At 61.4% G+C, this 26,386-nt stretch carries 28 protein-coding genes, 1 tRNA gene and 1 pseudogene; 6 read left to right on the forward strand and 24 right to left on the reverse strand.

Annotated features, from left to right (window positions below):
* Positions 1-67: 67 nt before the first annotated feature.
* Positions 68-1,138, reverse strand: coding sequence for an AI-2E family transporter (locus ACF8EF_RS16060; RefSeq protein ID WP_021783345.1), 1,071 nt, complete (start codon positions 1,136-1,138; stop codon positions 68-70).
* A 20-nt stretch (positions 1,139-1,158) separates the two neighbouring features.
* Entirely contained in the window at positions 1,159-1,398 is a 240-nt protein-coding gene (locus ACF8EF_RS16065) for a sulfurtransferase TusA family protein (RefSeq protein WP_021783344.1), read from the reverse strand.
* A gap of 122 nt (positions 1,399-1,520) precedes the next feature.
* Between ACF8EF_RS16065 and ACF8EF_RS16070 the strand changes: the two genes are divergently transcribed.
* Positions 1,521-2,957, forward strand: coding sequence for a M48 family metalloprotease (locus tag ACF8EF_RS16070; protein WP_209967580.1), 1,437 nt, complete (start codon positions 1,521-1,523; stop codon positions 2,955-2,957).
* Between the two features lie 108 nt (positions 2,958-3,065).
* On the opposite strand, the gene nadA is transcribed toward ACF8EF_RS16070, so the two are convergent.
* Together nadA and ACF8EF_RS16080 are read right to left on the reverse strand one after the other, a co-directional pair.
* Entirely contained in the window at positions 3,066-4,124 is a 1,059-nt protein-coding gene (gene nadA / locus ACF8EF_RS16075; RefSeq protein WP_392461636.1) for a quinolinate synthase NadA, read from the reverse strand.
* 274 nt (positions 4,125-4,398) lie between these two features.
* Positions 4,399-5,907, reverse strand: a complete 1,509-nt coding sequence (locus tag ACF8EF_RS16080) for a YdgA family protein (RefSeq protein WP_392461638.1) — start codon at positions 5,905-5,907, stop codon at positions 4,399-4,401.
* 445 nt (positions 5,908-6,352) lie between these two features.
* Between ACF8EF_RS16080 and ACF8EF_RS16085 the strand changes: the two genes are divergently transcribed.
* The 4 genes and pseudogenes from ACF8EF_RS16085 to ACF8EF_RS16100 all read left to right on the forward strand — a co-directional run bounded on the left by ACF8EF_RS16085 (position 6,353) and on the right by ACF8EF_RS16100 (position 10,946).
* Positions 6,353-7,705 (forward strand): APC family permease, encoded by a 1,353-nt coding sequence (locus ACF8EF_RS16085; protein ID WP_392461640.1) that lies wholly within the window; start codon positions 6,353-6,355, stop codon positions 7,703-7,705.
* Between the two features lie 285 nt (positions 7,706-7,990).
* A pseudogene (locus tag ACF8EF_RS16090) lies at positions 7,991-8,980 on the forward strand (HAMP domain-containing protein); the annotation flags it as partial.
* A 102-nt stretch (positions 8,981-9,082) separates the two neighbouring features.
* The gene (locus ACF8EF_RS16095) at positions 9,083-9,838 is read left to right on the forward strand and encodes a methyl-accepting chemotaxis protein (protein WP_370688784.1); all 756 of its coding nucleotides are present in this window, start codon (positions 9,083-9,085) and stop codon (positions 9,836-9,838) included.
* Between the two features lie 148 nt (positions 9,839-9,986).
* Positions 9,987-10,946 (forward strand): cation diffusion facilitator family transporter, encoded by a 960-nt coding sequence (locus tag ACF8EF_RS16100; protein WP_392461642.1) that lies wholly within the window; start codon positions 9,987-9,989, stop codon positions 10,944-10,946.
* 82 nt (positions 10,947-11,028) lie between these two features.
* Here ACF8EF_RS16100 and ACF8EF_RS16105 read toward each other — a convergent pair.
* The 18 genes from ACF8EF_RS16105 to ACF8EF_RS16190 all read right to left on the reverse strand — a co-directional run bounded on the left by ACF8EF_RS16105 (position 11,029) and on the right by ACF8EF_RS16190 (position 24,627).
* Positions 11,029-11,104 (reverse strand) — tRNA-Lys (locus ACF8EF_RS16105).
* Between the two features lie 60 nt (positions 11,105-11,164).
* On the reverse strand, positions 11,165-11,857 hold the full coding sequence (gene queC / locus ACF8EF_RS16110) for a 7-cyano-7-deazaguanine synthase QueC (protein WP_076403786.1): 693 nt from the start codon (positions 11,855-11,857) through the stop codon (positions 11,165-11,167).
* Positions 11,857-12,504, reverse strand: coding sequence for a 7-carboxy-7-deazaguanine synthase QueE (gene queE, locus ACF8EF_RS16115; protein WP_392529205.1), 648 nt, complete (start codon positions 12,502-12,504; stop codon positions 11,857-11,859). Before queE ends, queC begins: the two co-directional genes overlap by 1 nt.
* A 168-nt stretch (positions 12,505-12,672) precedes the next feature.
* Positions 12,673-13,479 carry a tol-pal system protein YbgF gene (gene ybgF / locus ACF8EF_RS16120; protein WP_176685098.1) on the reverse strand — a complete coding sequence of 269 codons (807 nt, stop codon included), beginning with the start codon at positions 13,477-13,479 and terminating at the stop codon, positions 12,673-12,675.
* A gap of 6 nt (positions 13,480-13,485) precedes the next feature.
* On the reverse strand, positions 13,486-13,986 hold the full coding sequence (gene pal / locus ACF8EF_RS16125; RefSeq protein WP_003254755.1) for a peptidoglycan-associated lipoprotein Pal: 501 nt from the start codon (positions 13,984-13,986) through the stop codon (positions 13,486-13,488).
* 53 nt (positions 13,987-14,039) lie between these two features.
* Positions 14,040-15,311: a Tol-Pal system beta propeller repeat protein TolB gene (gene tolB, locus ACF8EF_RS16130; RefSeq protein WP_021783335.1), complete on the reverse strand. Its 1,272-nt coding sequence runs from the start codon at positions 15,309-15,311 to the stop codon at positions 14,040-14,042.
* A gap of 26 nt (positions 15,312-15,337) precedes the next feature.
* Entirely contained in the window at positions 15,338-16,420 is a 1,083-nt protein-coding gene (tolA, locus tag ACF8EF_RS16135; protein ID WP_176685099.1) for a cell envelope integrity protein TolA, read from the reverse strand.
* Positions 16,420-16,872: a protein TolR gene (gene tolR / locus ACF8EF_RS16140; RefSeq protein WP_003254760.1), complete on the reverse strand. Its 453-nt coding sequence runs from the start codon at positions 16,870-16,872 to the stop codon at positions 16,420-16,422. The genes tolA and tolR overlap by 1 nt, the downstream gene beginning before the upstream one ends.
* 14 nt (positions 16,873-16,886) lie before the next feature.
* The gene (gene tolQ, locus ACF8EF_RS16145) at positions 16,887-17,582 is read right to left on the reverse strand and encodes a protein TolQ (protein ID WP_010952367.1); all 696 of its coding nucleotides are present in this window, start codon (positions 17,580-17,582) and stop codon (positions 16,887-16,889) included.
* Between the two features lie 2 nt (positions 17,583-17,584).
* On the reverse strand, positions 17,585-18,037 hold the full coding sequence (ybgC, locus tag ACF8EF_RS16150) for a tol-pal system-associated acyl-CoA thioesterase (RefSeq protein WP_016711994.1): 453 nt from the start codon (positions 18,035-18,037) through the stop codon (positions 17,585-17,587).
* Positions 18,038-18,161: 124 nt separating this feature from the next.
* A complete protein-coding gene (gene ruvB / locus ACF8EF_RS16155; protein WP_003254766.1) occupies positions 18,162-19,208 on the reverse strand; it encodes a Holliday junction branch migration DNA helicase RuvB in 1,047 nt (348 codons plus the stop codon).
* On the reverse strand, positions 19,205-19,822 hold the full coding sequence (gene ruvA / locus ACF8EF_RS16160; RefSeq protein WP_051099711.1) for a Holliday junction branch migration protein RuvA: 618 nt from the start codon (positions 19,820-19,822) through the stop codon (positions 19,205-19,207). The genes ruvB and ruvA overlap by 4 nt, the downstream gene beginning before the upstream one ends.
* 109 nt (positions 19,823-19,931) lie before the next feature.
* Entirely contained in the window at positions 19,932-20,456 is a 525-nt protein-coding gene (ruvC, locus tag ACF8EF_RS16165) for a crossover junction endodeoxyribonuclease RuvC (RefSeq protein ID WP_010952366.1), read from the reverse strand.
* A gap of 185 nt (positions 20,457-20,641) precedes the next feature.
* Positions 20,642-21,388 carry a YebC/PmpR family DNA-binding transcriptional regulator gene (locus tag ACF8EF_RS16170; protein ID WP_003254770.1) on the reverse strand — a complete coding sequence of 249 codons (747 nt, stop codon included), beginning with the start codon at positions 21,386-21,388 and terminating at the stop codon, positions 20,642-20,644.
* 114 nt (positions 21,389-21,502) lie between these two features.
* Positions 21,503-23,278 (reverse strand): aspartate--tRNA ligase, encoded by a 1,776-nt coding sequence (aspS, locus tag ACF8EF_RS16175; RefSeq protein ID WP_176685100.1) that lies wholly within the window; start codon positions 23,276-23,278, stop codon positions 21,503-21,505.
* Between the two features lie 93 nt (positions 23,279-23,371).
* A complete protein-coding gene (locus ACF8EF_RS16180; RefSeq protein WP_010952365.1) occupies positions 23,372-23,593 on the reverse strand; it encodes an FmdB family zinc ribbon protein in 222 nt (73 codons plus the stop codon).
* A gap of 92 nt (positions 23,594-23,685) precedes the next feature.
* Positions 23,686-24,015, reverse strand: a complete 330-nt coding sequence (locus tag ACF8EF_RS16185; RefSeq protein ID WP_176685101.1) for a ribbon-helix-helix domain-containing protein — start codon at positions 24,013-24,015, stop codon at positions 23,686-23,688.
* 138 nt (positions 24,016-24,153) lie between these two features.
* The gene (locus ACF8EF_RS16190) at positions 24,154-24,627 is read right to left on the reverse strand and encodes a Dps family protein (protein ID WP_084854477.1); all 474 of its coding nucleotides are present in this window, start codon (positions 24,625-24,627) and stop codon (positions 24,154-24,156) included.
* Between the two features lie 281 nt (positions 24,628-24,908).
* On the opposite strand from ACF8EF_RS16190, the gene ACF8EF_RS16195 reads away from it, so the two are divergent.
* A complete protein-coding gene (locus tag ACF8EF_RS16195) occupies positions 24,909-25,502 on the forward strand; it encodes a cold shock domain-containing protein membrane protein (protein ID WP_392461644.1) in 594 nt (197 codons plus the stop codon).
* A 129-nt stretch (positions 25,503-25,631) separates the two neighbouring features.
* Here ACF8EF_RS16195 and ACF8EF_RS16200 read toward each other — a convergent pair whose 3' ends face one another.
* Positions 25,632-25,838: a SlyX family protein gene (locus ACF8EF_RS16200; protein WP_012051473.1), complete on the reverse strand. Its 207-nt coding sequence runs from the start codon at positions 25,836-25,838 to the stop codon at positions 25,632-25,634.
* A gap of 1 nt (position 25,839) precedes the next feature.
* A complete protein-coding gene (locus ACF8EF_RS16205; protein WP_176685103.1) occupies positions 25,840-26,259 on the reverse strand; it encodes an HIT domain-containing protein in 420 nt (139 codons plus the stop codon).
* Positions 26,260-26,386: the final 127 nt, after the last annotated feature.

Genomic DNA, 26,386 nt, shown 5'->3' on the forward strand with positions numbered 1-26,386 from the left:
GGAATTGTGCAGGGCCCAGTGGGAGCGGGCATGCCCGCGAAGGGCCGCAGAGCGGCCCCAATTACATTCAAAGCATCGGTGAAACGCTAGGCTCCTGCTTGGGCCACGCATCCAGCACGGCCTTGATCAGCGTCGCCAGCGGGATGGCGAAGAAAATCCCCCAGAACCCCCATAGCCCGCCAAACAGCAGCACCGCGCAAATAATCGCCACCGGGTGCAGGCTCACCGCTTCGGAGAACAGCAGCGGCACCAGCACATTACCATCCAGCGCCTGGATGATCGCGTACACCGTCATCAGGTAGATGAACTGGTCGCCCCAGCCCCACTGGAACAGCGCAATCAAGGTGACCGGCACAGTCACGACCACCGCGCCCACGTAGGGCACCACCACCGACAGCCCCACCAGCAAGGCCAGTAGCGCTGCGTAATTGAGCCCCAGGCTGATGAAGGCAATGTAAGTGGCAATGCCGCAGATCAAGATCTCGATGCCCTTGCCGCGGATGTAGTTGGCGATCTGCCGGTTCATCTCGCTGCCCACCCGGCTCAGCAAGGTGCGCTGGCGCGGCAGGTAGCCGCTGACCCAGCGGCCAATGAGTTCGCGATCCTTCAGGAAGAAGAACACCAGAATCGGCACCAGCACCAGATAGATCATGGCATTGACCAGCAGTGGCAGGCTGGACAGCGAGAAGGTCAGCGCCCATTGACCAAACTTGCCAATTTCACCGCGCACCGACTCGATGGCGTGCAACACCTGCTCGTCCGACACCAGGTGCGGATACCGCTCCGGCAGCAGCAACAACAACGACTGCCACTTGCCGAGCATCCCCGGCAGCTCGTTGAACAGCGTAATCAGCTGGTGCCACAGCAGCGGCACCAGCACCAGCATGAACACCGCCAGCGCCCCCATGAACAGGGCGAACACCAGCATCACTGCCAGCCGTGTCGGTACCCGCACGCGCTCCAGGGCGTTGACCAGCCCCTGCATCAGAAACGCCAGCACCATGCCCGCCAGCACCGGCGCGAGCATGCCGCCCAGGGTGAGCACTGCGGTAAATGCCAGGAACAACAGGACCGCCAGCACCACCGCTTCCTCATCGGAGAAGTAGCGCTGCACCCAGTCGCGAAAGACTTTGAACATTGACGATCCTTGGAAAAGACTCAGGCCTTGCGCAGCCAGTAAGTGTAGGTACCGGCCTCGGCCGTTTCATGCAGCAGGGTATGACCGGCCAACTGGGCGAAAGTGCGGAAGTCGCGCTGCGAGCCTGCGTCAGTGGCGATGACCTTGAGCACCGCACCACTGGCCAGGCGATTGAGCTCCATCTTGGCCTTGAGCAGTGGCAAAGGGCAATTCAGCCCGCTGGCGTCCAGTTCGGCGTCGCAGGTCAGGGTGTTACTCATCGCAGGGTCTCCAAAGGCATCGCCAGGCTGCTTCCTGGCATGGCTGGCTAGGATAGCGCCACTGGTCGTCAACGTGTGAGCCCGCTACAGTAGGTATCTTTGATCCGACGCGAGCTTCATGCATGAATCTACTGCGCCCTACCCTGCTGACGCTGGCCTGCCTGATGGCCCTTCCCGGCCATGCTGACGACCTGCCATCACTGGGTGATGCCAGTTCTGCGATCGTCTCGCCGCAACAGGAGCACCAACTGGGCCGTGCCTGGCTCAGCCTGCTGCGCGGCCAGGTCAATCAGCTCAACGACCCTCAGCTCAAGGACTACGTCGAAACCAGCGTTTACAAGCTGGCCGAAACCAGCCAACTGCAGGACCGGCGCCTGGAGTTCATCCTGATCGACAGCCGCGAGCTCAACGCCTTCGCCGCCCCGGGTGGTATTGTCGGGGTCAACGGCGGTCTGTTCCTCAACGCCCAGACCGAGGGCGAATATGCCTCGGTACTGGCCCACGAACTGGCGCACTTGTCGCAACGCCACTTCGCGCGTGGCGTTGAGGCCCAGCAGCGCATGCAGTTGCCGATGATGGCGGCGCTGCTGGCCGGCATCGTGCTGGCCGCAGGTGGCGCCGGCGATGCGGGCATCGGCATGATTGCCGGCACCCAGGCAGCAGCCATTCAGGAACAGCGGCGCTTCTCGCGCCAGAACGAACAGGAAGCCGACCGCATTGGTATCCAGAACCTGGAAAAGGCCGGCTACGACCCGCGCAACATGCCGACCATGTTCGAGCGCCTGGCACGCCAGTACCGGTATGACGCCAAACCGCCGGAATTCCTGCTGACCCACCCGGTGACCGAATCACGTATTGCCGACACCCGTAACCGCGCCGACCAGGCGCCCAAGGGTGGCATTGAAGACAGCATGCGCTACCAACTGATCCGCGCCCGGGTGGCACTGATCTACGAGGGCACACCGGGGCTTGCCGCCAAACGCTTCCGTGCCCAACTGGACGAAGACCCAAAGCTGGACGCTGCACGTTATGGCCTGGCCTTGGCGCAGATCAAGGGTGGGCGATTGAACGAGGCGCGTGAAATGCTCAAGCCGCTGCTGGCCAAGGCGCCCAACGACATCACCTACAACCTGGCACAGATCGACCTGGACATCACCAACAACCGCCTGGCCGACGCCCAGCAGCGGGCCGAGCGGATGCAGGGGCTGTACCCGGGCAACTACCCGTTGAAACAGGTGCGTGCCGACCTGCTGGTGAAACAGAACAAGCCGGCCGAGGCCGAGAAGGTGTTGAACGAGCTGGTCAAGAGCCGCCCGGATGACCCGGATGTGTGGTACGACATGGCCGAGGTGCGTGGCTTGTCGGGCAATACCATTGGCTTGCACCGGGCGCGGGCCGAGTACTTCACGCTGGTCGGCGACTTTGACCAGGCAATCCAGCAGCTGGATTACGCCAAGCGTCGGGCAGGCGGTAACTTCCCGCTGGCCTCACAGATTGACCAGCGCCAGCGCGAGATCATGGAGCAGCGGCGCATGGTTCAGGAAATGATGGGGCGCTGAAGGCGATTCGCGGGCAAGCCCGCTCCCACAGGTACTCCAGCGCCTTGGTAAACGGTGCAATATCTGTGGGAGCGGGCGAGCCCGCGAAGAGTATGACGCGGTCTGGCGTCAGGCATTACCAGACAGCTTCAGCCGCGCCGCCTGGGTAAAGTCCAGCATGCGATTAAGCGGCTTGATCGCCTTGGGCACCAGCGCCGGGTCAACGAAAATCTCGTTGGTGCCGTTACGCAGGCAATCCAGCACCCGCTCCAGGGTGTTCATCGCCATCCACGGGCAGTGCGCGCAACTGCGGCATGCCGCGCCGTTGCCGGCGGTGGGGGCTTCGACGAATTCCTTGTCCGGGCACAGCTGCTGCATCTTGTAGAAGATGCCGCGGTCGGTGGCGACGATGAAGGTTTTGTTCGGCAGGGTCTGGGCAGCCTTGATCAGCTGGCTGGTGGAGCCCACCGCGTCGGCCAACTCGATCACCGCTTCCGGCGACTCGGGGTGCACCAGGATCGCAGCATCCGGGTACAGCGCCTTCATGTCGGCCAATTGGCGCGACTTGAACTCCTCGTGAACGATGCAGGCACCGTCCCACAGCAGCATGTCGGCACCGGTTTGCTTCTGGATGTAACGGCCCAGGTGCTGGTCCGGGCCCCAGATGATGGTTTCGCCGTTGTCCATCAGGCTTTCGACAATTTCCAGCGCGCAGCTCGAGGTCACTACCCAGTCGGCGCGTGCCTTCACCGCTGCGGACGTGTTGGCGTAGACCACCACGGTGCGCTCAGGGTGCTGGTCGCAGAAGGCCGAGAACTCTTCTACCGGGCAGCCCAGGTCGAGCGAGCAGGTGGCCTCCAGGGTCGGCATTAGCACGCGCTTTTCCGGGGTGAGGATTTTTGCCGTCTCGCCCATGAAGCGCACACCGGCCACGATGACCGTTTCGGCCGGGTGGTTCTTGCCGAAACGGGCCATTTCCAAAGAGTCGGATACACAGCCGCCGGTTTCTTCAGCCAGTGCCTGGATGACCGGGTCGCAGTAATAGTGGGCAACCAGCACCGCATTCTGGGCTTTGAGCTCGGCAGCGATGGCCGCACGGTATTCGACCTCCTGCTCGGCTGTCAGCGGGTTGGGCTGCTTGGCGTCGAGGTGGGCCTGAACCAAAAGGCGTTCGGAAATCTGGGTCATGATCGCTGGACCTGCAGGCGCGCTTGCGCGTCAAATCGAGTGTATCACCCGGCCCTGGCAGATCGGCTAAGGGTGCCGGACGGCACACTGACCGCCACGGCCCTCTGCGGGCGCGGATTATTATCGGAGGCCGAAGGCTACAGACAATCCAGCGATTACTAAAGTGGTTTTTGTGTTGCCTGTACTGGCCTCTTCGCGGGTAAACCCGCTCCTACACTGTGAAATCCTTGTAGGAGCGGGTTCACCCGCGAAGAGGCCGCAACAGGAGAAACCATCACCCCTGCGGCGACAGGGCCGCCAGATGCGCCGCCATGAACATGGCAAATTCTTCCACGGTCATTTTTCTGCCATTGAACTCGACCATGCCATCGGCATAGTGCAGGCTGCTGACCACATCATCGCCCTGCACGGTAGCCATGCCGCTCTGCAACGCCATCATGCCGACCATCTCCCCCGCCTGACTCGACTGCATGGCTATCGCTTGGGTGTCGGTCTGGCCATCCAGCAATGCCTGCAAGGTCGCCAGGTCACCGATCATCGGCTTGGACAGCGACAGCTTGCCTTTCACCTCAGTGATGATCTGCTTGCTCAACTGGTCCGGCGGCAGGTCGAAGCTGGTCGGCGCGGCAAGGTCCATCGACAGGTTGAAGCGGCTCTCGCCATTGGCGGTCTTGAACGACAGGTTTTCCACCGCCAGCTTGGGCTTGGCGGCCAGCAATTTCTGCAAGTCACCCTGGAAGCGGGCCTTTTCGGCATCGTCCATCTGGATCTGCGGCACCGGCTGGCCAGCAGCACTGGCGGCCTCGAACTCCGGCAAGTGCGACTGGTACCACTTCGACAATGCCTGCAGCGCCGGGGCGTTGACAGACGTCACGCTCACCGCCATCTGCGCCTTGCCTACCGCGCGGCCATCCCAGCTGATGTCGCCGACTTTGTACTCCGCGCGGCCACCCACGGTGTCCGCGCCCTCGAGGGTTTGCAAGGCCTTCTGCTCCAGCCCCTTGATCAGCAGCACCTGCTGTCTGGGCCCAAGTGTGACCTTGGTTTCAGCCAACGCCAGATCGACGTTACCCACATAGATGGCATCGTGCGCGGTGGCTGCGAGGTTACCGCCAAACTTCAGCCCTTTGAGCTCGAACGTGGCCGGCGGCTGGTCGTCTTGCACCCTTTTAATCACGAGACTGTCGGCCTGGCCGTGGAACGTCGAGGCCTTGCCCTCCTTGTCCCCGCTGACTTCGAACTGCATGCCCGAGAAGTCCAGGCTGTTGCCATCCGCTTCATCCAACTTGAGCGGCGCCAGCTGAACCTGGCTGACCACACTGCCGCTGTAACCCAGGCTGGTCTGCGCACTGATCGGGGCCTTTTCACCCGCAGCGGCGAACCATGGCGCGACGGCCTCATCCTTCTGCAGCGTGCTGTTGCTGACCGCCATTACCGGCATCAGCTTCAGCGCCCTGACCCTGGACCAGGGAAACGGGCCGTGCTCGATCTGGTCGGTCACGCCCACGTCAAAATTGATCACTTCGCCCTCACCCACGTTGATGTCGCGAGCCTTGAGCCGGTACTGGGCAGTACTGCTGAAGAGATGCTGCTCCAGCGACACACGCTCGATGCTCATGCTACCACCGGTACTGACCAGGGCCTTTCTGAGTTCGGCGTTGCTGCGTGCAAGGGCGTTGTCCAGCTCTGCAGGCAGCTGCTTGCCGGTGTACCAGGCGCCTGCGGTAGTTGCGACGGCAATGGCGATAGCCAGGCCGGAAAGGATGCCAACTGATTTCTTCATGAATAGAACCGATTGCTGTCCGTAAGGGCTTCGAAGGCGGCCAGAGGCCACGCAGAAAACGAAGAGTACCACCCCCGATTGGACCGAGCGCTGGCCCAGGTCGAGAAATGCCATTTTTCGGACACGTCTGACACCGAGGCAAGCAAGCAAAGGATTCGTTAATTTTTACGAACACGCCAGTTGATCATAATCGCAAATAAACGCGCAAAAACCGAACAAAACCCGTATTTAATCGATAAATATTTCAATTTAGCAACATCTTGTCATGTTTAACTTGACACCCACCTACCCATCGTTTTTTATTTTCACCACTCTGCGCGCTCCCCCGCGCCTCCCGCCGCTCCAACATAAAAGGTGAACAATATGGAGCCCATCCGCTCGCCCTTGCCGCATGCGCAATACACCGTGCCCGTCGTTTACGCCCAGCAGCAGGAGCCATGCCAGCATGCAGCCTGACCAGAGCGCTTCCGGCCACGGCCAACTCCGCAAAACCCTGCGCCTCTGGCACGTGATCATCATCGGCCTGGCCTACCTGACCCCGATGACCGTGTTCGACACCTTCGGCATCGTCAGCGGGATTACCGCCGGCCACGTACCCAGCGCCTACATTCTGGCGCTGGCCGGCATCCTGTTCACCGCCGTGAGTTACGGCACCCTGGTAAAGCGCTTTCCGCAGTCGGGCTCGGCCTACACCTACACCCAACGCGCAATCAACCCGCACGTGGGCTTCCTGGTGGGCTGGTCTTCGCTACTGGACTACCTGCTGCTGCCTATGGTCAACGCACTACTGGCCAAGCTTTACCTTTCAGCCATGTTCCCGGAAGTGCCGGAGTGGATGTGGGTGGCCGGCTTCGTCACCCTGATCAGCCTGATCAACATGCGCAGCGTGAACCTGGTGGCACACTTCAACCTGCTGTTCGTGGGTGTGCAGGTGGCGATCATCGCCGTATTCATTTACCTGTGCGTGCGCGGCCTGGACCATGGTGAAGGGCTGGGTACCACCTGGAGCCTGATACCGTTCGCCGACAGCCAGACCCAGTTCAGCGCCCTGGCCGCCGGTGCGACCATCCTGTGCTTCTCGTTCCTGGGCTTTGACGCGGTCACCTGCCTGTCCGAGGAAACTCGCGATCCGGCCAAGACCATCCCCCGGGCGATCTTCCTCACCGCATTGATCGGTGGCGTGGTGTTCATCACTGTGTCGTATTTCATCCAGGCCTACTTCCCGACCATGGCCCGTTTCCACGACCAGGAAGCGGCCCTGCCCGAAATTGCCCTGTACGTTGGCGGCAAGCTATTCCAGTCAATCTTCATCGCCTGCACCGTAATCAACACCATCGCCTCGGGCCTGGCCTCGCAAACCAGCGTGTCGCGCCTGCTGTATGTAATGGGCCGTGACAACGTGATCCCGGCCAGGGTCTTCGCCCGCCTGCATTCGCGCTACAAGACACCCGTGCTGAACATTGCCGTGGTCGGCGTCATTTCGCTGTCGGCGATCTTCTTCGACCTGGTGACTGCCACCTCGATCATCAACTTCGGCGCCCTGGTCGCGTTCAGCTTCGTCAACCTGTCGGTGATCAACCACTGCTACCTGCGTGAAGGCAATCGCAAAGGCCTGTCCAACCAGTTGAAGTACCTGGTACTGCCTACCATCGGCTTCTGCATCATCGTCTCGCTATGGCTGGACCTGAACGCACATTCGCTGATGTTTGGCGGCATCTGGGCTGCGCTCGGGCTGGTCTACCTGGGCTGGCTGACCAAAGCCTTCCGCTCGGCACCACCCAACTATGTCGCCGAATGAACCCTGCTGCCCACAACGCCCGCGCCTGACCGCGGGCGTTGTACTTGACCGATAAGGAAAGCCCTCATGCCGCTGCGTCGCCTCTCCATCCAATGGAAGATCACCCTGCTCGCCGGGCTGTGCCTGCTGGCCATTGTCGCCTTGCTGGTAGCCACCTCGCTGACCCAGGCGCATCGCAGCGCTGCCCTGGTCAACCAGGCCAACACTGCCATGCTTGAAAACAGCGCCCGCCAGCGCCTGCAGGCCCAAGCCGAAACCCAGGCCTTGCGTATCCAGCGCTACTTCATGGACGCCTACCAGTACGGCAATGGGTTTGCCCGCCTGGTGCAAGTGCTGAAGGCCCGTGGTGGTAGCGACCTGCGCGCCGAACTGACCCGCCAGGCGCGTGCCAGCCTGGCCGGCAATCCGGATGTGATCGGTCTGTACCTGGTGTTCCAGCCCAATGCCCTGGACCAGCAGGACAGCCAGTACCTCGGCCAGGACGCCGTGGGCAGCAATGAGAGCGGGCGTTTCTCGCTGTACTGGTCACAACCCAGCCCCGGCACCCTGGAACTTGAAGCCATGCCGGAAACGATGCTCGGTGACAACAGCATTGGCAGCAACGGCGCGGCGAAGAACCGCTGGCTGACCTGCCCGCAGGACACCGCCAGAACCTGCATGCTCGAGCCGTACCTCGACGAGGTCAACGGACGCCAGGTGCTGATGACCAGCATCGCCCTACCATTGCTGGAACACGGCAAGGTCATCGGCGTGGTCGGCATTGACATCGGCCTGGCCAACCTGCAGCAACTGAGTGTGGACGGCCGCCGCGATCTGTTCGACGGCCAGGGCCAGGTGAGCATCGCCACCGCCGCCGGCCTGCTGGCCGGCAACAGTCGCGACGACAGCGCACTCGGCAAGCCCATGGACAAGGCGGTAGCCGACGGGCTGCTGCGCGTGGCCCACCCCTTCATGCCCATCCCTGACACAGCCCCGTGGCAGGTATTGCTGGAGTTGCCGGAAAGCGTGCTGCAGGCCCCTGCCGTAGCCCTCAACCAGCGCCTTGATGCCCATAACCAGAACGCCAACCGCATCAGCCTGCTGATAGGCCTTGGCACGGCAATCGCCGGCTTGCTGCTGGTATGGCTGACCGCGCGCGGCGTTAGCCGGCCAATCCTGGCCGTGGCTGCACGCCTGGAAGACATTGCCAGTGGCGAGGGCGACCTTACTCGCCGCCTGGACTACGCCCGCCAGGATGAACTGGGCCAGCTCACCAGCTGGTTCAACCGCTTCCTCGACAAGTTGCAACCGACTATTGCCCAGGTCAAAGGGTCGCTGCAGGAGGCACGCGACACCGCCGACCAATCGGCCGCCATTGCCAGCCAGACCAGCAACGGCATGCAGCAACAGCACCGCGAAATCGAACAGGTGGCCACAGCGGCCAACGAAATGAGCGCTACAGCCCTGGATGTCGCCCACAACGCCTCGCAGGCGGCCCAGGCCGCACGTGCTGCGGATCAGGCCAGCCAGGAAGGCTTGCAACTGGTGGACAGCACGCGCCAGGGCATCGACCGCCTGGCCGCAGGCATGAACACTGCCATGGACGAGGCGCGCGCACTGGAAGACCGCAGCGGGCAAATCGGCTCGGTGCTTGAAGTGATCCGCACCATTGCCGAGCAAACCAACCTGCTGGCACTGAATGCCGCCATCGAAGCGGCCCGCGCAGGCGAAGCCGGGCGTGGCTTCGCCGTGGTTGCCGATGAGGTCCGCGGCCTGGCCCAGCGCACGCAGGTCTCGGTGGAGGAAATTCGCCAGGTCATCGAAGGCCTTCAACAGGGTACACAGGACGTGGTCGGGGCCATGCATGCAGGCCAACGCCAGGCCCAGGACAGCGCCGCACGCATGGAGCAGGCATTGCCAGCACTGCAGCGCATTGGCGAGGCGGTGGCGGTCATCAGCGACATGAACCTGCAGATTGCCTCGGCGGCGGAAGAGCAGAGCGCGGTGGCCGAGGAAGTGAACCGTAACGTGGCCGGCATTCGAGACGTGACAGAATCACTGGCCGGGCAGGCCGATGAATCAGCACGCATCAGCCAAGCCCTGAACCGGCTGGCCAACCAGCAGCAAGCGCTAATGGAGCAGTTTCGCGTCTAGCCTGTGAGGGCCTCTTCGCGGGTAAACCCGCTCCTACACGGGATTTGCACTGCTCTTGTAGGCGGCGCCAGCCCCTGTAGGAGCGGGCTTGCCCGCGAAGAGGCCGGTACAGACACCACAGCATCATCGTTTTTACTGAGCACTATTCATGCAAACCGCAACCCGATCCACTTTCTTCGACATCACCAGCGAACAAGGGCTTTTACGCACCTCGATCGCCGCCACCCTGTTCATCGCCACCATCGGCATCACCTTCGGCCTGGCCTCTGGCTCGTTCTCCATCATCTTCGACGGCGTCTACTCGTTGGTGGATGCCAGCATGAGCGGGCTGTCGCTGGTGGTGGTCAAGCTGATCACTTCGCACACCACCAGCGTGCAGATGTCGCGCAAGCTGCGCGAACGCTTCACCATGGGTTTCTGGCACCTGGAGCCAATGGTACTGGCGCTCAACGGCATCCTGCTCGGCGGCGTGGCCATCTACGCGCTGATCAACGCCGTCAGCAGCCTGCTGCAAGGCGGGCGCCACCTGGAGTTCGGCATTGCCATGGTCTACGCAATGCTGACGGTGATCACCTGCGTGACCATCGCCGTCGTCGAGGCCCGCGCCAACCGCAAACTGAAGTCAGACTTCGTACGCATGGACGTCAAGGGCTGGGTGATGTCGGCCAGCATCACTGCCGCACTACTGATCGCCTTCTGCTTTGGCTATGCCGTGCAGGGCACTTCGCTTGAATGGGTATCACCGTACATCGACCCGGCGGTGCTGGCGCTGGTGTGCCTGGTGATCGTGCCGTTGCCGATGTCGGTGGTGCGTCAGGCGCTGTCTGAAATCTTCCTGGTCACCCCCGGCGACCTCAAACTGCACGTGGATGAAGTGGCCAAGGCCTTCGTCGCCCGCCACGGCCTGCAGTCTTACCGCGCCTATGTCGCCAAGGTCGGGCGCTCGAGGGAGATTGAGCTGTATTTCATCGTGCCCAAAACCATGGCGGCGAAGACCATCGATGAATGGGATGCCTGGCGCAACGAGATTGGCGACGCGGTAGGCGGCGAAGGGCCGGACCGTTGGCTGACGGTGGTATTTACCGGGGATCCTGAGTGGGCCGAGTAAATCGAGGCGCTTTGCGCCCCAGCATTCCAAAAACGAAAAAGCCCGCGACCATTTCTGATTGCGGGCTTTGACGTACTGAGTATGGTGGGTCGTGTAGGATTCGAACCTACGACCAATTGGTTAAAAGCCAACTGCTCTACCAACTGAGCTAACGACCCGTTGGATGGCGCGTATAATACTGATTTCTAACGGGAAATCAATACCCCATCAAACTTTGTTCAAAAATACCGCGTCGGGTCTTCGATACCGGCTGCCTTGAAGCCATCGGCGCGCAGGCGGCAGCTGTCGCATTTGCCACAGGCGCGGCCGTCATCGTCGGCCTGGTAGCAGGAAACGGTCAGGCTGTAGTCCACACCACGGGCCATACCAGCCTGCACGATCTGAGCCTTGCTCATGTTCTGCAACGGCGCCTGGATGCGGAAGCCCTGCCCTTCTACGCCAGCCTTGGTCGCCAGGTTGGCCATGCGCTCGAAGGCCTCGACGAACTCGGGCCGGCAATCCGGGTAGCCGGAGTAATCCACGGCATTGACGCCAATGAAGATGTCGCGCGCTTCCAGCACTTCTGCCCAACCCAGGGCCAGCGAAAGGAACACAGTATTGCGCGCCGGCACGTAAGTGACCGGAATGCCTTCACCCGGCGCTTCCGGCACGTCGATGCTGCTGTCGGTCAATGCCGAACCGCCGATGCCGTCGAGGTTCAGCCCAATCACCTTGTGCTCGACCACGCCCAGGTCGCGGGCCACGCGGGCAGCGGCGTTCAGCTCGGCACGATGACGCTGGCCGTAGTCAAAGCTCATGGTGTAGCAGCTGTAGCCCTCGGCTTTGGCCATGGCAACCACGGTGGCTGAGTCCAGGCCGCCGGACAACAGGATTACTGCGCGTTTTTCAGTCATGTGTACGTGCTCCTCAATCAACGTCCGGGCTCGTCGTTCCACAGCAGCTTGTGCAGCTGCAGCTGGAAGCGTACGGGCAAGTTGTCAGCAACGATCCAGTCTGCCAGGTCACTGGCGTTCACCTGATGATGGCTGGGTGAGAACAACACCTCACCGGCACGCTCAGCCAGGTTGTACTGGATCAGCTTGGATACCGCCCAGTCATAATCCTCGCGGGAACAGATGACGAACTTGACCTGGTCGTTACGTGTCAGCTGCTCGATGGTCTCGTAGCGGTTACGGTGCGACTCTTCGGAGCCTGGGGTTTTCAGGTCGACCACACGGCTGACGCGGGTGTCGGTGCCGGCAATATCCAGCGCGCCGCTGGTTTCCAGCGACACCTCGTAACCGGCGTCACACAGCCGCTGCAGCAACGGCAAGGCGTTGGGCTGGGCCAGTGGTTCGCCACCGGTGACACAGACGTAGCGCGGCTTGAAGCCGGCCACTTGCTCAAGGATCGAATCAAGGGTGCGTACGGTACCACCACTGAAGGCATAGGCACTGTCGCAGTACTGGCAACGCAGGGGGCAACCGGTGAGGCGCACAAATACCGTGGGCAGCCCGGCCGTTCGCGTCTCACCCTGCAAAGAGTAAAAGACTTCGGTGATGCGTAATGTGTCTTGCATGCTCGCCACGGGCGTGACAGCTAAACAGGCTGTCCGCCTCCGTCAGGCACTGTCGCGGACTCGACATAGCGTTATCCGCAGCAGCGTGTTTACGAAAAAAGGGCAGTGATTCTAACGAAAAAACCCGCGACTGGCGCGGGTTTCTTTCTAGCGGTACAGCGGCAACGCCTAGAGCCTTTGCAGGTCACGCTGGGCCAGTTGAGCGGCAGAGGTGCCGGGGTACTGGGTGATGACCTGCTGCAGGATGCCCTTTACCTTGTCGGTGTGGCCCATACGGCGCTCGACATCAGCCAGTTTGTACAGCGAATCTGGCACCTTGCTGTGCTTTGGGTACTTCTGGCTGACCTGGGCAAAGGCCTGGCTGGCGCCTTGCAGGTCGCCCTTGGCCAGGTTCACCTCACCCAACCAGTATTGGGCATTACCGGCATACTGGCTGTTGGGGTACTTGCGCAGGAAGGCATTGAACGCCTGACTGGCCTTGTCGAAGTCTTTCTGTTTGATCAGGTCGAACGCAGCATCATAGTAGAGCTTTTCTTTCGCCGGATCGCTGGGCTGGCTACTGCCGGCCGGTTGTTGCGCAGCAGCACCTGCTGCGGCATCGGGGGCGGCATTGGACGCACCACCACCGGAGGAATTGTCAGGGGTTGCGGCAGGCGCAGCGCCACTGTTGATGCGACGGTCCAGGTCCTGGTAACGCTCCAGGCTTTCCTGCTTCATGCGCGACACATCGTTTTGCAGCTCTTCGATGATGCCTTGCTGGCGGGAAATCTGATCCTGCATCTGTTGCAGCTGCATGAACAGCTGACCCTGTGCAGAGGCAGGGGCCGAAGCCCCTGACCCGGCATAGGCGCCGCTCGTGCCATAACCCGCAGGCGGATAGCTGCCTGCGTTGTCATCTACTACAGGGACCTCAGCCCAGGCCGCAAGCGGCAGGCTGAGTGCGAGGACGGTTACTACACGGCGGCACATACGCATAAGAACTTACTTACGCAGTTCTACGCGACGGTTTTGAGCCCAGGACTGCTCGTCGTTGCCGGTAGCAACTGGACGCTCTTCGCCGTAGGAAACCAGTTCCAGCTGAGCAGGGGAAACGCCCTGCAGAACCAGGTAGCGCTGAACGGCTTTCGCACGACGCTCACCCAGAGCCATGTTGTACTCGCGGGTGCCGCGCTCGTCGGTGTTACCTTCCAGAACAACACGGTTGCCGTTGGCTTTCAGGTCCTTGGCGTGAACGTCCAGAGCGCGCATGGCTTCTGGCTTCAGGTCCGAGCTGTCGTATTCGAAGTAGAAGGTGGTGATTGCGCGCAGGGCGGCTTCTTCGCTCAGGGAGCCGTCAACAGCGCCAGTGTTGGCACCGTAGCCAGCGTTAGGATCTACAGCAGCGCCTTCGCCTGCGTTGTCACCGCCCTTCGAGGAGCAACCTACAGCTACGGCCATGGCCAGGGCCAGCGCAGCAAATTTACCAAACTTCAGCATTTCCATCGTGAAACTCCTAATGAAACCCCAGTGTGTTAAGCAAAACGTATACGCCGCAATCAGTTCAGGTAAGGGGACCAGGACGGTTCTCTGACTTCGCCTTGAGCGGTAGGAAGTGGGAGCCTCACGCGGCCATTAAGCGACACGAGCATCAAGACTCCCCGGCCCTGCTGGCGGGTGGCGTAGATTAGCATGGTGCCGTTTGGCGCAACAGTGGGAGACTCATCAAGACTTGTTTCAGACAGAATCTTTACACTTCCGCGCTGCAAGTCCTGTGCCGCCACTTTGAAGTTGGTAAAACCTTGTTGGCGATGAATCATTACCAGGGTCTTTTCGTCCGCCGAAAGTTTCGGGTTGGCGTTGTAGTTACCCACGAACGTTACGCGCTCGGCACCACCACCACTGACCGACTGTTTATAAATCTGCGGTTTGCCGCCACGGTCGGAAGTGAAGTAAAGGGTGTTGCCATCTTTGCCCCAGAACGGCTCGGTATTGATACCCGGGCCTGCAGTAACACGGCTGATCTGGCGCGAAGCCATATTCATCACGTAGATGTCCGGGTTGCCGTCCTTGGACAGCACGAACGCCAGGCGCGAACCGTCCGGCGACCAGGCTGGCGCGCCGTTCAGGCCCTCGAAGTTGGTGACCTGCTCGCGACGGCCAGTATCGATGTTCTGCACGAAGATACGTGGGCGCTTCTGCTCGAACGAAACGTAGGCGATACGCTTGCCATCCGGCGCAAAGCGCGGCGACAGGATCGGCTCACGCGATTGCAGCAGGGTCACCGCACGCGCTCCGTCATAGTCCGAACGCTGGAGGGTGTAGCGGGTGTTGTTGGTGGAGAAACGCTCGGCCGTCACGTACAGCATGCGCGTAGAGAACGCGCCCTTGATGCCGGTGAGCTTCTCGAACGACTGGTCGGCAATGTAGTGCGCCATGTCGCGCAACTGGTCGGTGCTGCCCGCTACGCTGCCGGTCAGCACTTGCTGCTCGGTGGCGACGTTGAACAGCGCGTACTGCACCTGCAGGCGACCGCCCGACGGCACGATGCTGCCGACCATTACGTACTGGGCTCCCAGCGCTTTCCAGTCACGGAAGATCACTTCGCTGGCCTGCGACGGCTGGCTGATCATGTTCTGCCGCGGAATTGGCGAGTAGTAGCCAGAGTTGCGCAGGTCGTTGCCGATGATGTCGGCGATGTCTTCCGGCAGCACGCTGCCGCCCTGCAGACCGAACGGCACTACCGCGATGGGCGTAGCCCGGTCGCTGCCGCTGGTGACCAGGATGTTCTTTTCCTCTGCCACCGCCATGCCTGCCACGCAGCACAGCATGACCAGCAGTCCTCTCAGACGTTTAATCACAACGCTAGATCCTCAGGTGTAAATGTCATCTTGAACGAACGATAACGGTTGAAATCGCTCGGCTTCATACCCTGCATCTCGGTCAGACGACCAATGTTCTTGACCGCAGCCACTGCCGAACTGTCGTACGGGCCGTCACCACTGGAACGGGCCACGCTGACACTGGTAATGGTACCGTCCGGCAACATGCTGACCTGCAGGGTCACCGTCATGCCCTTGCGCGCGGAAGGCGGACGCGCCCAGCCCTCGGCCGCGCGCATACGAATCAGGTCGTCGAAGTCGCCAGCCACCTGATCGCCCTGCTCGTCGGCCAGTGCCTGCTGCCGCTCGGTGGTGTCAGACAACAGCTCGGCCAAGGCCTGGGCTTTCTTGTCTTCTGCCGCCTTGCGGGCCGCTTCCTGTGCCTTTTTCTTCTGGGCGTCTGCAGCGGCCTTCTTCTTGGCCTCTTCAGCTGCCTTCTTCTTCGCATCCTCGGCCGCCGCTTTCTTCTTGGCGTCCTCGGCTGCTTTCTTCTTGGCCTCTTCGGCTGCCTTCTTCCTGGCGTCCTCGGCGGCTTGTTTCTTCGCCTCTTCAGCGGCCTTTTTCTTGGCCTCTTCTTCGGCTTTTTTCTTGGCGATGTCGGCCTGCTGCTTCTCGGCGGCTTTCTTCGCCTCATCGGCCTTCTTGGCTTCGGCGGCTTTCTTCGCCTCGGCAGCCTTGGCAGCTTCAGCGGCCTCGGCTTTTTTCGCTTCAGCCGCCTCGCGAGCCTCTTCGGCCTTTTGAGCAGCGTCGGCCTTCTTTTGTTCCGCGGCCTTCACGGCCTCTTGCTCGACCTTCTTCTGTTCCAATTGCTCGACTTCGGTCTGGCGCGAAGCGGTTTTCTTCGCCTCCCCGGCAATTTTCTGATTGGTCTGGGTGGTCGCCTGGCTCTTGGACTTGAGCTGATACAGGGTAGCCTGAACAATCGGCTTGGATGGCGGCAGCTCAGGCGTCATGGCAAAACTGACGAACAGCAGGGCGAACACCAGCACATGCAGGCCGATGGCCCAGACACTGGGCCAGAAGTAGCTTTCCGAGGCGGATGGCTCTCGCTGTTGCATCAGGGCGCCTCGGTAATCAGGCCAACGTTACCGACACCGGCCTTCTGCAACCCGCCCATGGCACCCATGACCGCGCCATAGTCGACAGCCTTGTCGCCACGAATGAACACCTGGGTCTGCTTGCCCTGGTCACGGCCGGCAGCAATGATCTTGGTGACGGCGTCGGTCATGGCCGGCAAGGTCATGGCCTTGTCCATCTGCTTGTCGGTATCGACTTCACTGCCGAGGTTCCAGTAATAGGTTTTATCGGCCTTGATGGAGATGGTGAGGATCTGAACGTTGTTGTCCTGCGGCAAGGCTTCGCTGGAAACCTTGGGCAGGTCGACCTTCACGCCCTGGTTGAGCATGGGCGCCGTCACCATGAAGATGACCAGCAGCACCAGCATCACGTCGATGTAGGGCACCACGTTCATCTCGGCGACGGGCTTGCGTTTGTGGCGAACTCGGGCCATGGGCTTCTACCTGATTACTCTTCGCTGGTGTGCACTTTGCGGTGCAGGATCGCCTGGAACTCGTCGGCGAAGGTGTAGTAACGGCCGATCAGCACTTCACTGCGCGCGGCGAAACGGTTGTAGGCAATGACAGCCGGGATTGCCGCGAACAGGCCGATGGCGGTAGCGATCAGCGCTTCGGCGATGCCCGGAGCAACGGTGGCCAGGGTGGCCTGCTGGGCGCTGGCCAGGCCACGGAAGGAGTTCATGATGCCCCACACAGTGCCGAACAGGCCGATGTACGGGCTGGTCGAACCAACGGTGGCCAGAAACGGCAAGCTTTGCTCGAGTTTTTCTTCCTCCCGCGAGATGGCCACACGCATGGCACGGCCAACACCTTCCATGACGGCATCCGGGTCAACACCCGGCTGCTGGCGCAGGCGCGAGAACTCTTTGAAACCGGCACGGAACACCTGCTCCACGCCGGAGTCCGGGTCTGGGTTGCTGCCTGCCTGGCGGTACAGCTTGGACAGGTCGATGCCCGACCAGAAGCGCTCTTCGAAGGCATCCAGCGCACGACGACCGGCGCGCAGCATGGTGCTGCGCTGGAAGATCATGATCCATGAGGTGACCGAGGCGGCCACCAGGGTCAGCATTACCAGCTGTACCACCACGCTGGCATTGCTGACCAGACTCCACATGGAGGTATGGTCGACGACGTTAGCTTCCACGCTTATTCTCCTGCATTCGATTGATTACCCGAGCCGTCCGCCGCAAAGGCGTCGCGCAGCTGGGGGGGTATGGCTCGGGGTTTGAAAGTGTCGGCGCGCACGGCGGCCACCAGGAACTGCCCTTCGCAAAGCAGCGTTTCATCCTTTTCCCGCCACACCTGCTGTACGAAACGCAGGCTGGCGCGATTGAGTTCAAGTACTTGCGCGGTCACCCGCAATTCGTCATCAAGCCGCGCCGGCGCGTGATAGCGCGCTTCGCTGGAGTGGACCACGAACAGCAGGTTGTCTTCAGCCAGCTGCGACTGGGAAAAGCCCAGGTGCCGCAGGCGTTCGGTGCGCGCGCGCTCCATGAATTTCAGGTAGTTGACGTAATACACCACGCCGCCCGCATCGGTATCTTCGTAATAGACGCGACACCGATGTGCGAACGGTTCGAGCTGATTTTGCGCGCGCATACTCTAGTGCTTACTCCTCAGCTTGCCAATCCGCTATGGCAACTGTTTTTCTTCATTAATGTCTTATTGCCAGCGCACCAAAGGCATGCCAGCGGTAGGACCACAAAAAGTCGCTTTTGATCTGTCATTCATCGCCTGGCTCGGAAAAATCGCCCCCCTCCCCCAAGCGCCCGGGGATATTCAGCCCAAAGTGCAGGTAGGCATGCCGGGTGACCACGCGGCCGCGCGGTGTGCGCATGATGTAGCCCTGCTGGATGAGGTACGGCTCAAGCACATCCTCGATGGTATGACGCTCTTCACTGATGGCCGCAGCCAGGTTGTCCACACCCACCGGGCCGCCATCGAACTTCTCGATCATGGTCAGCAGCAGGCGACGGTCCGAATGGTCGAAGCCACGCTCGTCGACGTCCAACAGGTTCAGCGCCATGTCAGCCACGGCCTTGGTGATCTGGCCCTTGCCGCGCACCTCGGCGTAGTCACGCACGCGGCGCAGCAGCCGGTTGGCGATGCGCGGCGTGCCACGGGCACGGCGGGCAATCTCGTAGGCGCCCTGGTCCTCGATGGCCAGGCCAAGGATGTTGGCCGAGCGGCTGACGATGGTACTCAGATCCTTGTCGTTGTAGAACTCCAGGCGCTGGACGATACCGAAGCGGTCACGCAGCGGGTTGGTCAGCATGCCGGCACGGGTAGTAGCCCCCACCAGGGTGAAAGGTGGCAGATCAAGCTTGATGGAACGGGCGGCCGGGCCTTCGCCGATCATGATGTCGAGCTGGAAGTCCTCCATGGCCGGGTACAGCACCTCTTCGACAACAGGCGACAGCCGGTGGATTTCATCGATGAACAGCACGTCGTGCGGCTCGAGGTTGGTCAGCATGGCTGCCAGGTCCCCAGGGCGCTCGAGAATCGGCCCTGAAGTGCTCTTCACCGACACCCCCATTTCATGGGCGATGATGTTGGCCAGGGTGGTCTTGCCCAGGCCGGGAGGGCCGAAGATCAGCGTGTGGTCAAGCGACTCGCCGCGGCCGCGGGCAGCCTGGATGAACAGCGCCATCTGCTCTCGCACCACTGGCTGACCGATGTACTCGTCCAGGCTCAGCGGGCGAATCGCACGGTCCTGGACTTCTTCGCGGTCGCGGCCACTGGCGGCAATCAGGCGGTCGGCTTCGATCACTTGGTAATCATCCCTTTCAGGCTGCGGCGGATCAGCTCTTCACTGCTCAGGCCGGCCTTGTCCTTGATCGCGGCGATGGCCTTGCTGGCTTCCTGCGGCTTGTAGCCCAGCGAGACCAGAGCACTGACTGCATCGGCCTCGGCACTGGACTCGCTGGCGACCGGTAAAGGCCCATCGGAGACCAGGGTGAACATGGCCGGCGAGGTTTCCCAGGCTTTGAAACGGTCCTTGAGCTCGACCAGCAAGCGCTCGGCGGTTTTCTTGCCGACGCCTGGCACGCGCACCAGGGCTGAGGTGTCCTGGGCCTGCACGCAGCGCACCAGCTCATCCACTTCCAGCCCGGACATCAGCGCCAGGGCCAGCTTCGGCCCTACGCCGTTCAGGCGGATCAGCTCGCGGAACAACTCGCGCTCGCGTTTTTCGGCAAAGCCGTAGAGCAAGTGGGCATCTTCGCGCACGACCAGATGGGTATGCACCGTGACGGGTTCCCCCACTTTGGGCAGACGGTACAGCGTGGTCATGGGGACTTCCAGTTCGTAACCCACGCCGTTGACGTCGATAATCAGGTGAGGCGGTTGTTTTTCCGCCAGGGTGCCGCGCAAACGTCCAATCACGTTCCGATCCTTCCTCTCGGGGAGCCGGTCAAAGACCGCTCAACCCTATCAGCAAATGCAGCAGGTGAACGTATCACCCGAACAAAATGTGTATCAGCGCATGAAGCGCTTACAGACGCAAGCGCCCGCCGCGTCGCCGCGCGGTGGTCAAGCCATGCGGCACCAGACTGGAGCGGGTGTGTGCGTGGCACAGCGCGATGGCCAAGGCATCGGAAGCGTCAATCTGCGGCTTTTGCGTCAATTTCAGCAGGTGCATGACCATCATCATCACCTGCTCCTTGTTGGCACCACCTGTGCCGGCCACGGCCTGCTTGACCTGGGTGGCGCTGTACTCGGCGATTTCCAGGCCAGCCTCGGCGGCGGCGACGATAGCCGCGCCCCGCGCCTGGCCAAGCTTGAGCGCCGAATCGGCGTTGCGGGCCATGAACACCCGTTCGATGCCCATGGTCACCGGGCCGTGCTGGGCAATGATTTCACTGACACCACGAAAAACAATCTGCAGCCGCTCGTGCAGCTCACCGCTGCCGGTGCGGATGCAGCCCGACGCCACGTACTCGCAACCACGGGCGGTCTGGCGTACCACGCCATAGCCGGTGATGCGCGAGCCAGGGTCGATACCTAGAATCAGAGTCATAAAGCCCGTCGAAAAAATGATGCATCTCTACAAACTGCGCCGGCCCTTTCGCGGGTAAACCCGCTCCTACAGGTACTGCACCACATTTGAAATGGGCTTAATACCTGTAGGAGCGGGTTTACCCGCGAAAGGGCCGGCACAGGCGCTATCAAACGCTCAGCGTTGGCACAAAATGCCAAATCACCTTAGCCGAGGTTTTCCATGATCTCGTCGGAAATCTGGGCATTGGAATAGACGTTCTGCACGTCGTCCAGGTCTTCGAGCATGTCGATCAACTTGAGCACCTTTTCGGCACCGTCCTGGTCGAGCTCGGCGCTGGTGGTCGGCTGCATGACGATTTCCGCGTCAGCGGCCTTGAAGCCAGCCTCTTCCAGGGCGTTACGCACGGCATAGAAGCTGTTGAACGAAGTGAATACGTCGAACGAGCCATCGTCGTTGGCCACCACGTCGTCGGCATCGGCCTCCATAGCCGCTTCCATCAACGCGTCCTCTTCCACGCCCGGGGCAAAGCTGATCTGGCCTTTGCGCTCGAACAGGTAAGCCACCGAGCCGTCAGTACCCAGGTTGCCGCCACACTTGGTGAAGGCATGACGCACGGCGGCAGCGGTACGGTTGCGGTTGTCGGTCATGGCTTCGACCATGATCGCCACGCCACCCGGGCCGTAACCCTCGTAGCTGAGCTCTTCGACGTTGTCGCTTTCGTTGGTGCCGGCACCACGGGCCACGGCGCGATCGATGATGTCGCGGCTCATGTTGGCGCCCAGGGCCTTGTCCAACGCCAGGCGCAGGCGCGGGTTGGATGCCGGATCAGGGCCACCCTGCTTGGCAGCGACCGTCAGTTCACGGATCCACTTGGTGAAGACCTTGCCTCTTTTGGCATCCTGGCGCTCTTTGCGGTGCTTGATGTTCGCCCACTTGGAATGACCAGCCATAACGACTCCGAATCCTTTGAATCACAAACAGCCCCGCCCCATGACGGGGCGGGACGGGAAAATACCTGCGTCGAAACGCAAAGGCGCATCCATGTGGATGCGCCCGGGGACTGCTTACTCGACCTTGGTCTGTTCGCGCAGTCGGATGTGCAGTTCGCGCAGGGCCTTGGCGTCGACCAGGCCGGGGGCCTGGGTCATGACGCATGCGGCGCTCTGGGTTTTCGGGAACGCGATCACTTCACGGATCGACTGGGCGCCGGTCATCAGCATGACCAGACGGTCCAGACCGAACGCCAGGCCACCGTGAGGCGGCGCCCCGAACTTCAGAGCGTCGAGCAGGAAGCCAAACTTCTCTTCCTGCTCTTCTGCCCCGATACCCAACAGGCGGAATACCGCCTGTTGCATCTCTTTACGGTGGATACGGATCGAACCGCCACCCAGCTCGGTACCATTCAGAACCATGTCGTAGGCACGGGACAGGGCGGTGGCCGGGCTGGCCTCGAGCTCTTCCGGGGTGCACTTCGGCGCGGTGAACGGGTGGTGCAGAGCAGTGAAGCTGCCGTCTTCGTTCTCTTCGAACATCGGGAAGTCGACGACCCACATCGGCGCCCACTCGCAGGTCAGCAGCTCGAAGTCGTGACCCAGGCGAATACGCAGCGCGCCCAGGGCTTCGCTGACCACCTTGAACTTGTCGGCACCGAAGAACACGATGTCACCGTCTACGGCGCCAACGCGATCGAGGATGTTGTTGAGGTTGGCCTCAGGGATGTTCTTGACGATCGGCGACTGCAGGCCTTCGACGCCCTTGGCGCGCTCGTTGACCTTGATGTAGGCCAGACCCTTGGCACCGTAGATACCGACGAACTTGGTGTACTCGTCGATTTTGCTGCGCGGCATGCTGGCGCCGCCTGGCAGACGCAGGGCAGTAACGCGGCACTTCGGATCGTTGGCCGGGCCGGCGAACACTTTGAAGTCGACATCCTTCAACTGGTCGGCAACGTCGACCAGTTCCAGCGGAATACGCAGGTCTGGCTTGTCGGAGCCGTAGCGGCGCATGGCCTCTTCGAAGGTCATGTGCGGGAACTCACCGAATTCCAGGTCGAGCACTTCCTTGAACAGCTTGCGGATCATGCTTTCGGTCAGGCCCATGATCTCGCTTTCATCGAGGAAACTGGTCTCGATGTCGATCTGGGTGAATTCCGGCTGGCGATCGGCACGCAGGTCTTCGTCACGGAAGCACTTGGCGATCTGGTAGTAGCGGTCGAAGCCGGCGACCATCAGCAACTGCTTGAACAGCTGGGGCGACTGCGGCAGGGCGAAGAAGCTACCGGCATGGGTACGGCTTGGCACCAGGTAGTCGCGCGCGCCTTCCGGAGTGGCACGGGTGAGGATCGGCGTTTCGACATCGAGGAAGCCGTTGTCGTCCATGAAGCGACGGATGCTGCTGGTGATGCGCGAACGCAGGCGCAGCTTTTCAGCCATTTCCGGGCGACGCAGGTCGATGAAGCGGTAGCGCAGGCGGGTTTCCTCGCCGACGTCGGAGTACTCGTTCAGCGGGAACGGCGGGGTTTCCGCCTCGTTGAGCACAGTCAGCTGGTAGCCGAGGATCTCGATGGCACCGGAGGCCATGTTGGCATTCACCGCACCTTCAGGGCGCTTGCGGACCTTGCCGGTGATCTGTACGACATATTCGCTGCGCACGCGGTCTGCGGCGGCGAAGGTTTCGGCGCGATCCGGGTCGAACACGACCTGGGCCATGCCTTCGCGGTCACGGATGTCGAGGAAGATCACCCCGCCGTGGTCGCGGCGACGATGGACCCAGCCGCAAAGGGTGACTTCCTGGCCGTCCAGGCTCTCGTTCAGTTGGCCGCAATAATGGCTGCGCATCATGATGGTGGTTTCGCTTCTCGTGATTCGTGTATTCGGTGGAGGCCTTGGCCGCCCGGAGGGCTAATACTGCAAGACCCGGTCACAGCATTCAACTCAGTCGGCCTTGTCGCCGCCTGCCAGATTCTTTTTCGCCCCGGTCTTGAAGTCGGTTTCGTACCAACCGTTACCGCTCAGGCGAAAGCCTGGCACCGACAGCAGCTTTTTCAGTGCCGGTGCCTGACAGGCCGGACAATCGATCAGCGGCGCGGCGCTGATCTTCTGCAGCACTTCCATGCGGTGCTCGCAGGACGCACATTGATAGTCATAAAGGGGCATGGGTGTCTCTCGTCAACCATAACGCTGGCTGCCGGGGCAGCAAAAAGCGGGATTATATATGGTTAGCAAGCACTGCGCAGCCCGCCAGGCGATCAGCGCGCACTTGGCGAGTCCTGCAGCCACGCCACGCAGATTACCCGGATCAGCCCGCTGAAGTTGCGCACACCGCCCTGGCGCAGGTGCACTTCACGGTCCACGTAGGACAACACGGCACTGACCGAACAACGGTTGGCGGCGGCGATGCGTTCCAGGATATCCCAGTAGACAGCCTCCAGGCGCAGACAGGTAGAAAAGCCGTTGAGCCGCACGGAACGTGACACCGGCTGCGTCTGCAACATGTCGAAGTCCGCCTTGAACGGGTCAATGCACTGTTTTCCTGGCCAACTGCCTTGGCCAACCATACGCTTGCTCGCTTGCATCATGCGCCACACCTCCTCGTCACAGGTACCAGGTGGCCTATGAAGCGCTGACGGGCGAGCTTAAAGCAGCGGCAAAGTCTTCCTGCACAACATGAGAAACCCGGCCGGACATACCGACCGGGGCTGTTTGCTCGATAAGCCTCAGTTGCCGTCGAGCAGTACCCGCAGCATCCAGGCAGTTTTCTCGTGCACCTGCATACGCTGCGTCAGCAGATCTGCGGTCGGCTCGTCACTGACCTTGTCCACCACAGGGAAAATGCTGCGCGCAGTGCGCACCACGGCCTCCTGCCCCTGAACCAACTGGCGGATCATCTCGTCTGCCGGGGGGACACCTTCCTCCTCCTTGATCGACGAGTGCCGTGCATAGAATGCATACGAACCCGGTGCCGGGAAGCCCAGGGCACGGATGCGCTCGGCGATCGAATCGACTGCCAGCGCCAGTTCGTTGTACTGCTCTTCGAACATCAGGTGCAGGGTGCGGAACGACGGGCCGGTGACGTTCCAGTGAAAGTTATGGGTTTTCAGATACAGCACGTAGGTATCCGACAACAGGCGGGACAACCCATCGACGATGGACTTGCGATCTTCTTCACTGATACCGATATCGATTGCCATGAAGCTCCCCTTTCCATAAGGCTTGAGACTCAAGCGGACTCCGACCACTGTAGCAACACTTGGCGCATGCAGCATGTGACATGGCGCAACACATCGCCCGCTGGGCGGCCTGCGGTTTGAGTAGGCTGCGGCTTTACTGTTAAATAGGCACTGTGCCACCCGTGCGGACTGTCATTGCCGGGTGCATAGGCTGGCCTGCAACGTGTTCGCGCCCTATACCTCATGCGCACCGTGCTGCCAGCTCTTCCTGTGATCGGCCTTATCAACAGTGAGCCAACCCCATGTTCAAGATCGTCCATCTGGTGACGGGCGTGGCAGCTTTGCTGCTATCGCTCATACCCAGCCTGAAAACCGATGCGATACCCTTCCTGCAACAACCCGAAGCGGTCTACCTGGCACTGCTCGGCCTGCTCAACCTGGTGCTGGCGCCGGTGGTGCCACTGTATCATCGCGGCGCGCGGCAACAACTGCAGCACCTGGCCTGCGCCCTGCTGGTGGTCGCCGTCGTGCTACAGACCCTGACACTCCTGGCCCGCCCGGAAATGGGCAACCTGGCAGCCCTGGTCTGTGCGGCGCTGGCCGTGGCCATGCATCTGGCCGTGGGCTTTGCTCGCAGCCCGCGCAAGGCGCGCAGCAGTCAACACGCGACACAGGACGCCGGCAACCGTGATACCGGCACCGTCAAATGGTTCAACACATCGAAAGGCTTTGGTTTCATTTCCCGCGACTCGGGTGATGACATCTTCGTGCACTTTCGGGCCATCCGCGGTGAGGGCCACCGCATCCTGGTCGAAGGCCAGCGCGTGGAGTTTTCGGTGATGCACCGCGACAAGGGCCTGCAGGCCGAAGACGTGGTTGCGGTAACCCGCCGCTGACCAACGGCTGACCGGCTGACCGGCTGACGTTATCAACGGCAAGCCAGGCTCCATAAGGTCCGCGCTGCTCCTGAGGGCAGCATCATACCTGTGGTGGCTGGTTTGCCGGCGATAGCAGCCTGGAAGCACTCAATAATGGGGAGGCGGCGCCTCTTCCCCTTCACTGCCATACTGACCAACCATCTCTTCATGACGCTTGATCAGCTCGGCCATCTGCAATTGCAGACGCTCGATCACCCGCGCTTGCTCCACCACCACGTCATTCAGCGCCTGGATAGCGTCATCCTGAAACGCCTGACGGGTTTCCAGTTCGACCATACGCATTTCCAGTGTCATCTCAGGCCTCTTGGTAACCAGCAAGTTGCAGCCCGCGCAGGCGCTGGCGAACAGCTTGCAGTTGATCATCGGTGTAGCTTACAGGTGCACACTTGCCCCATACCGGAGCCGGCCACGCAGCGTCGTCGCGCTGGCGCACGATCACATGCATGTGCAACTGGCTGACCACGTTGCCCAAGGTAGCCACGTTCATCTTGTCGGCTGCGTAGCTGGCCTTCAGCGCTTCTGCCAACAGGGTGGTTTCCTGCCACAACTGCTGTTGCTCTGCCGCATCCAGCTCGAAAAGCTCACTGATACCAGCGCGCTTGGGCACCAGAATGAACCATGGGTAATTGGCATCCTTGCTCAGCAGCAGCTGGCAAAGCGGAAACTCCCCCAGCACCAGCGAATCCTGCTGCAAACGCGAATCGAGGACGAACACGGCATATCTCCTTCAGGTAATACCATCCCGCGTCAGGCGGAAAACAGGCCAGCAAGGATACCTTGCACACTCCCGGTAACACAGCGCTACTTTTCGCACCAAAATGAGGCCGCCTGCCCGCCCTCCC

The sequence above is a fragment of the Pseudomonas sp. zjy_15 genome, from assembly GCF_043101865.1.
GTDB classification, from domain to species: Bacteria; Pseudomonadota; Gammaproteobacteria; order Pseudomonadales; family Pseudomonadaceae; genus Aquipseudomonas; species Aquipseudomonas putida_Y.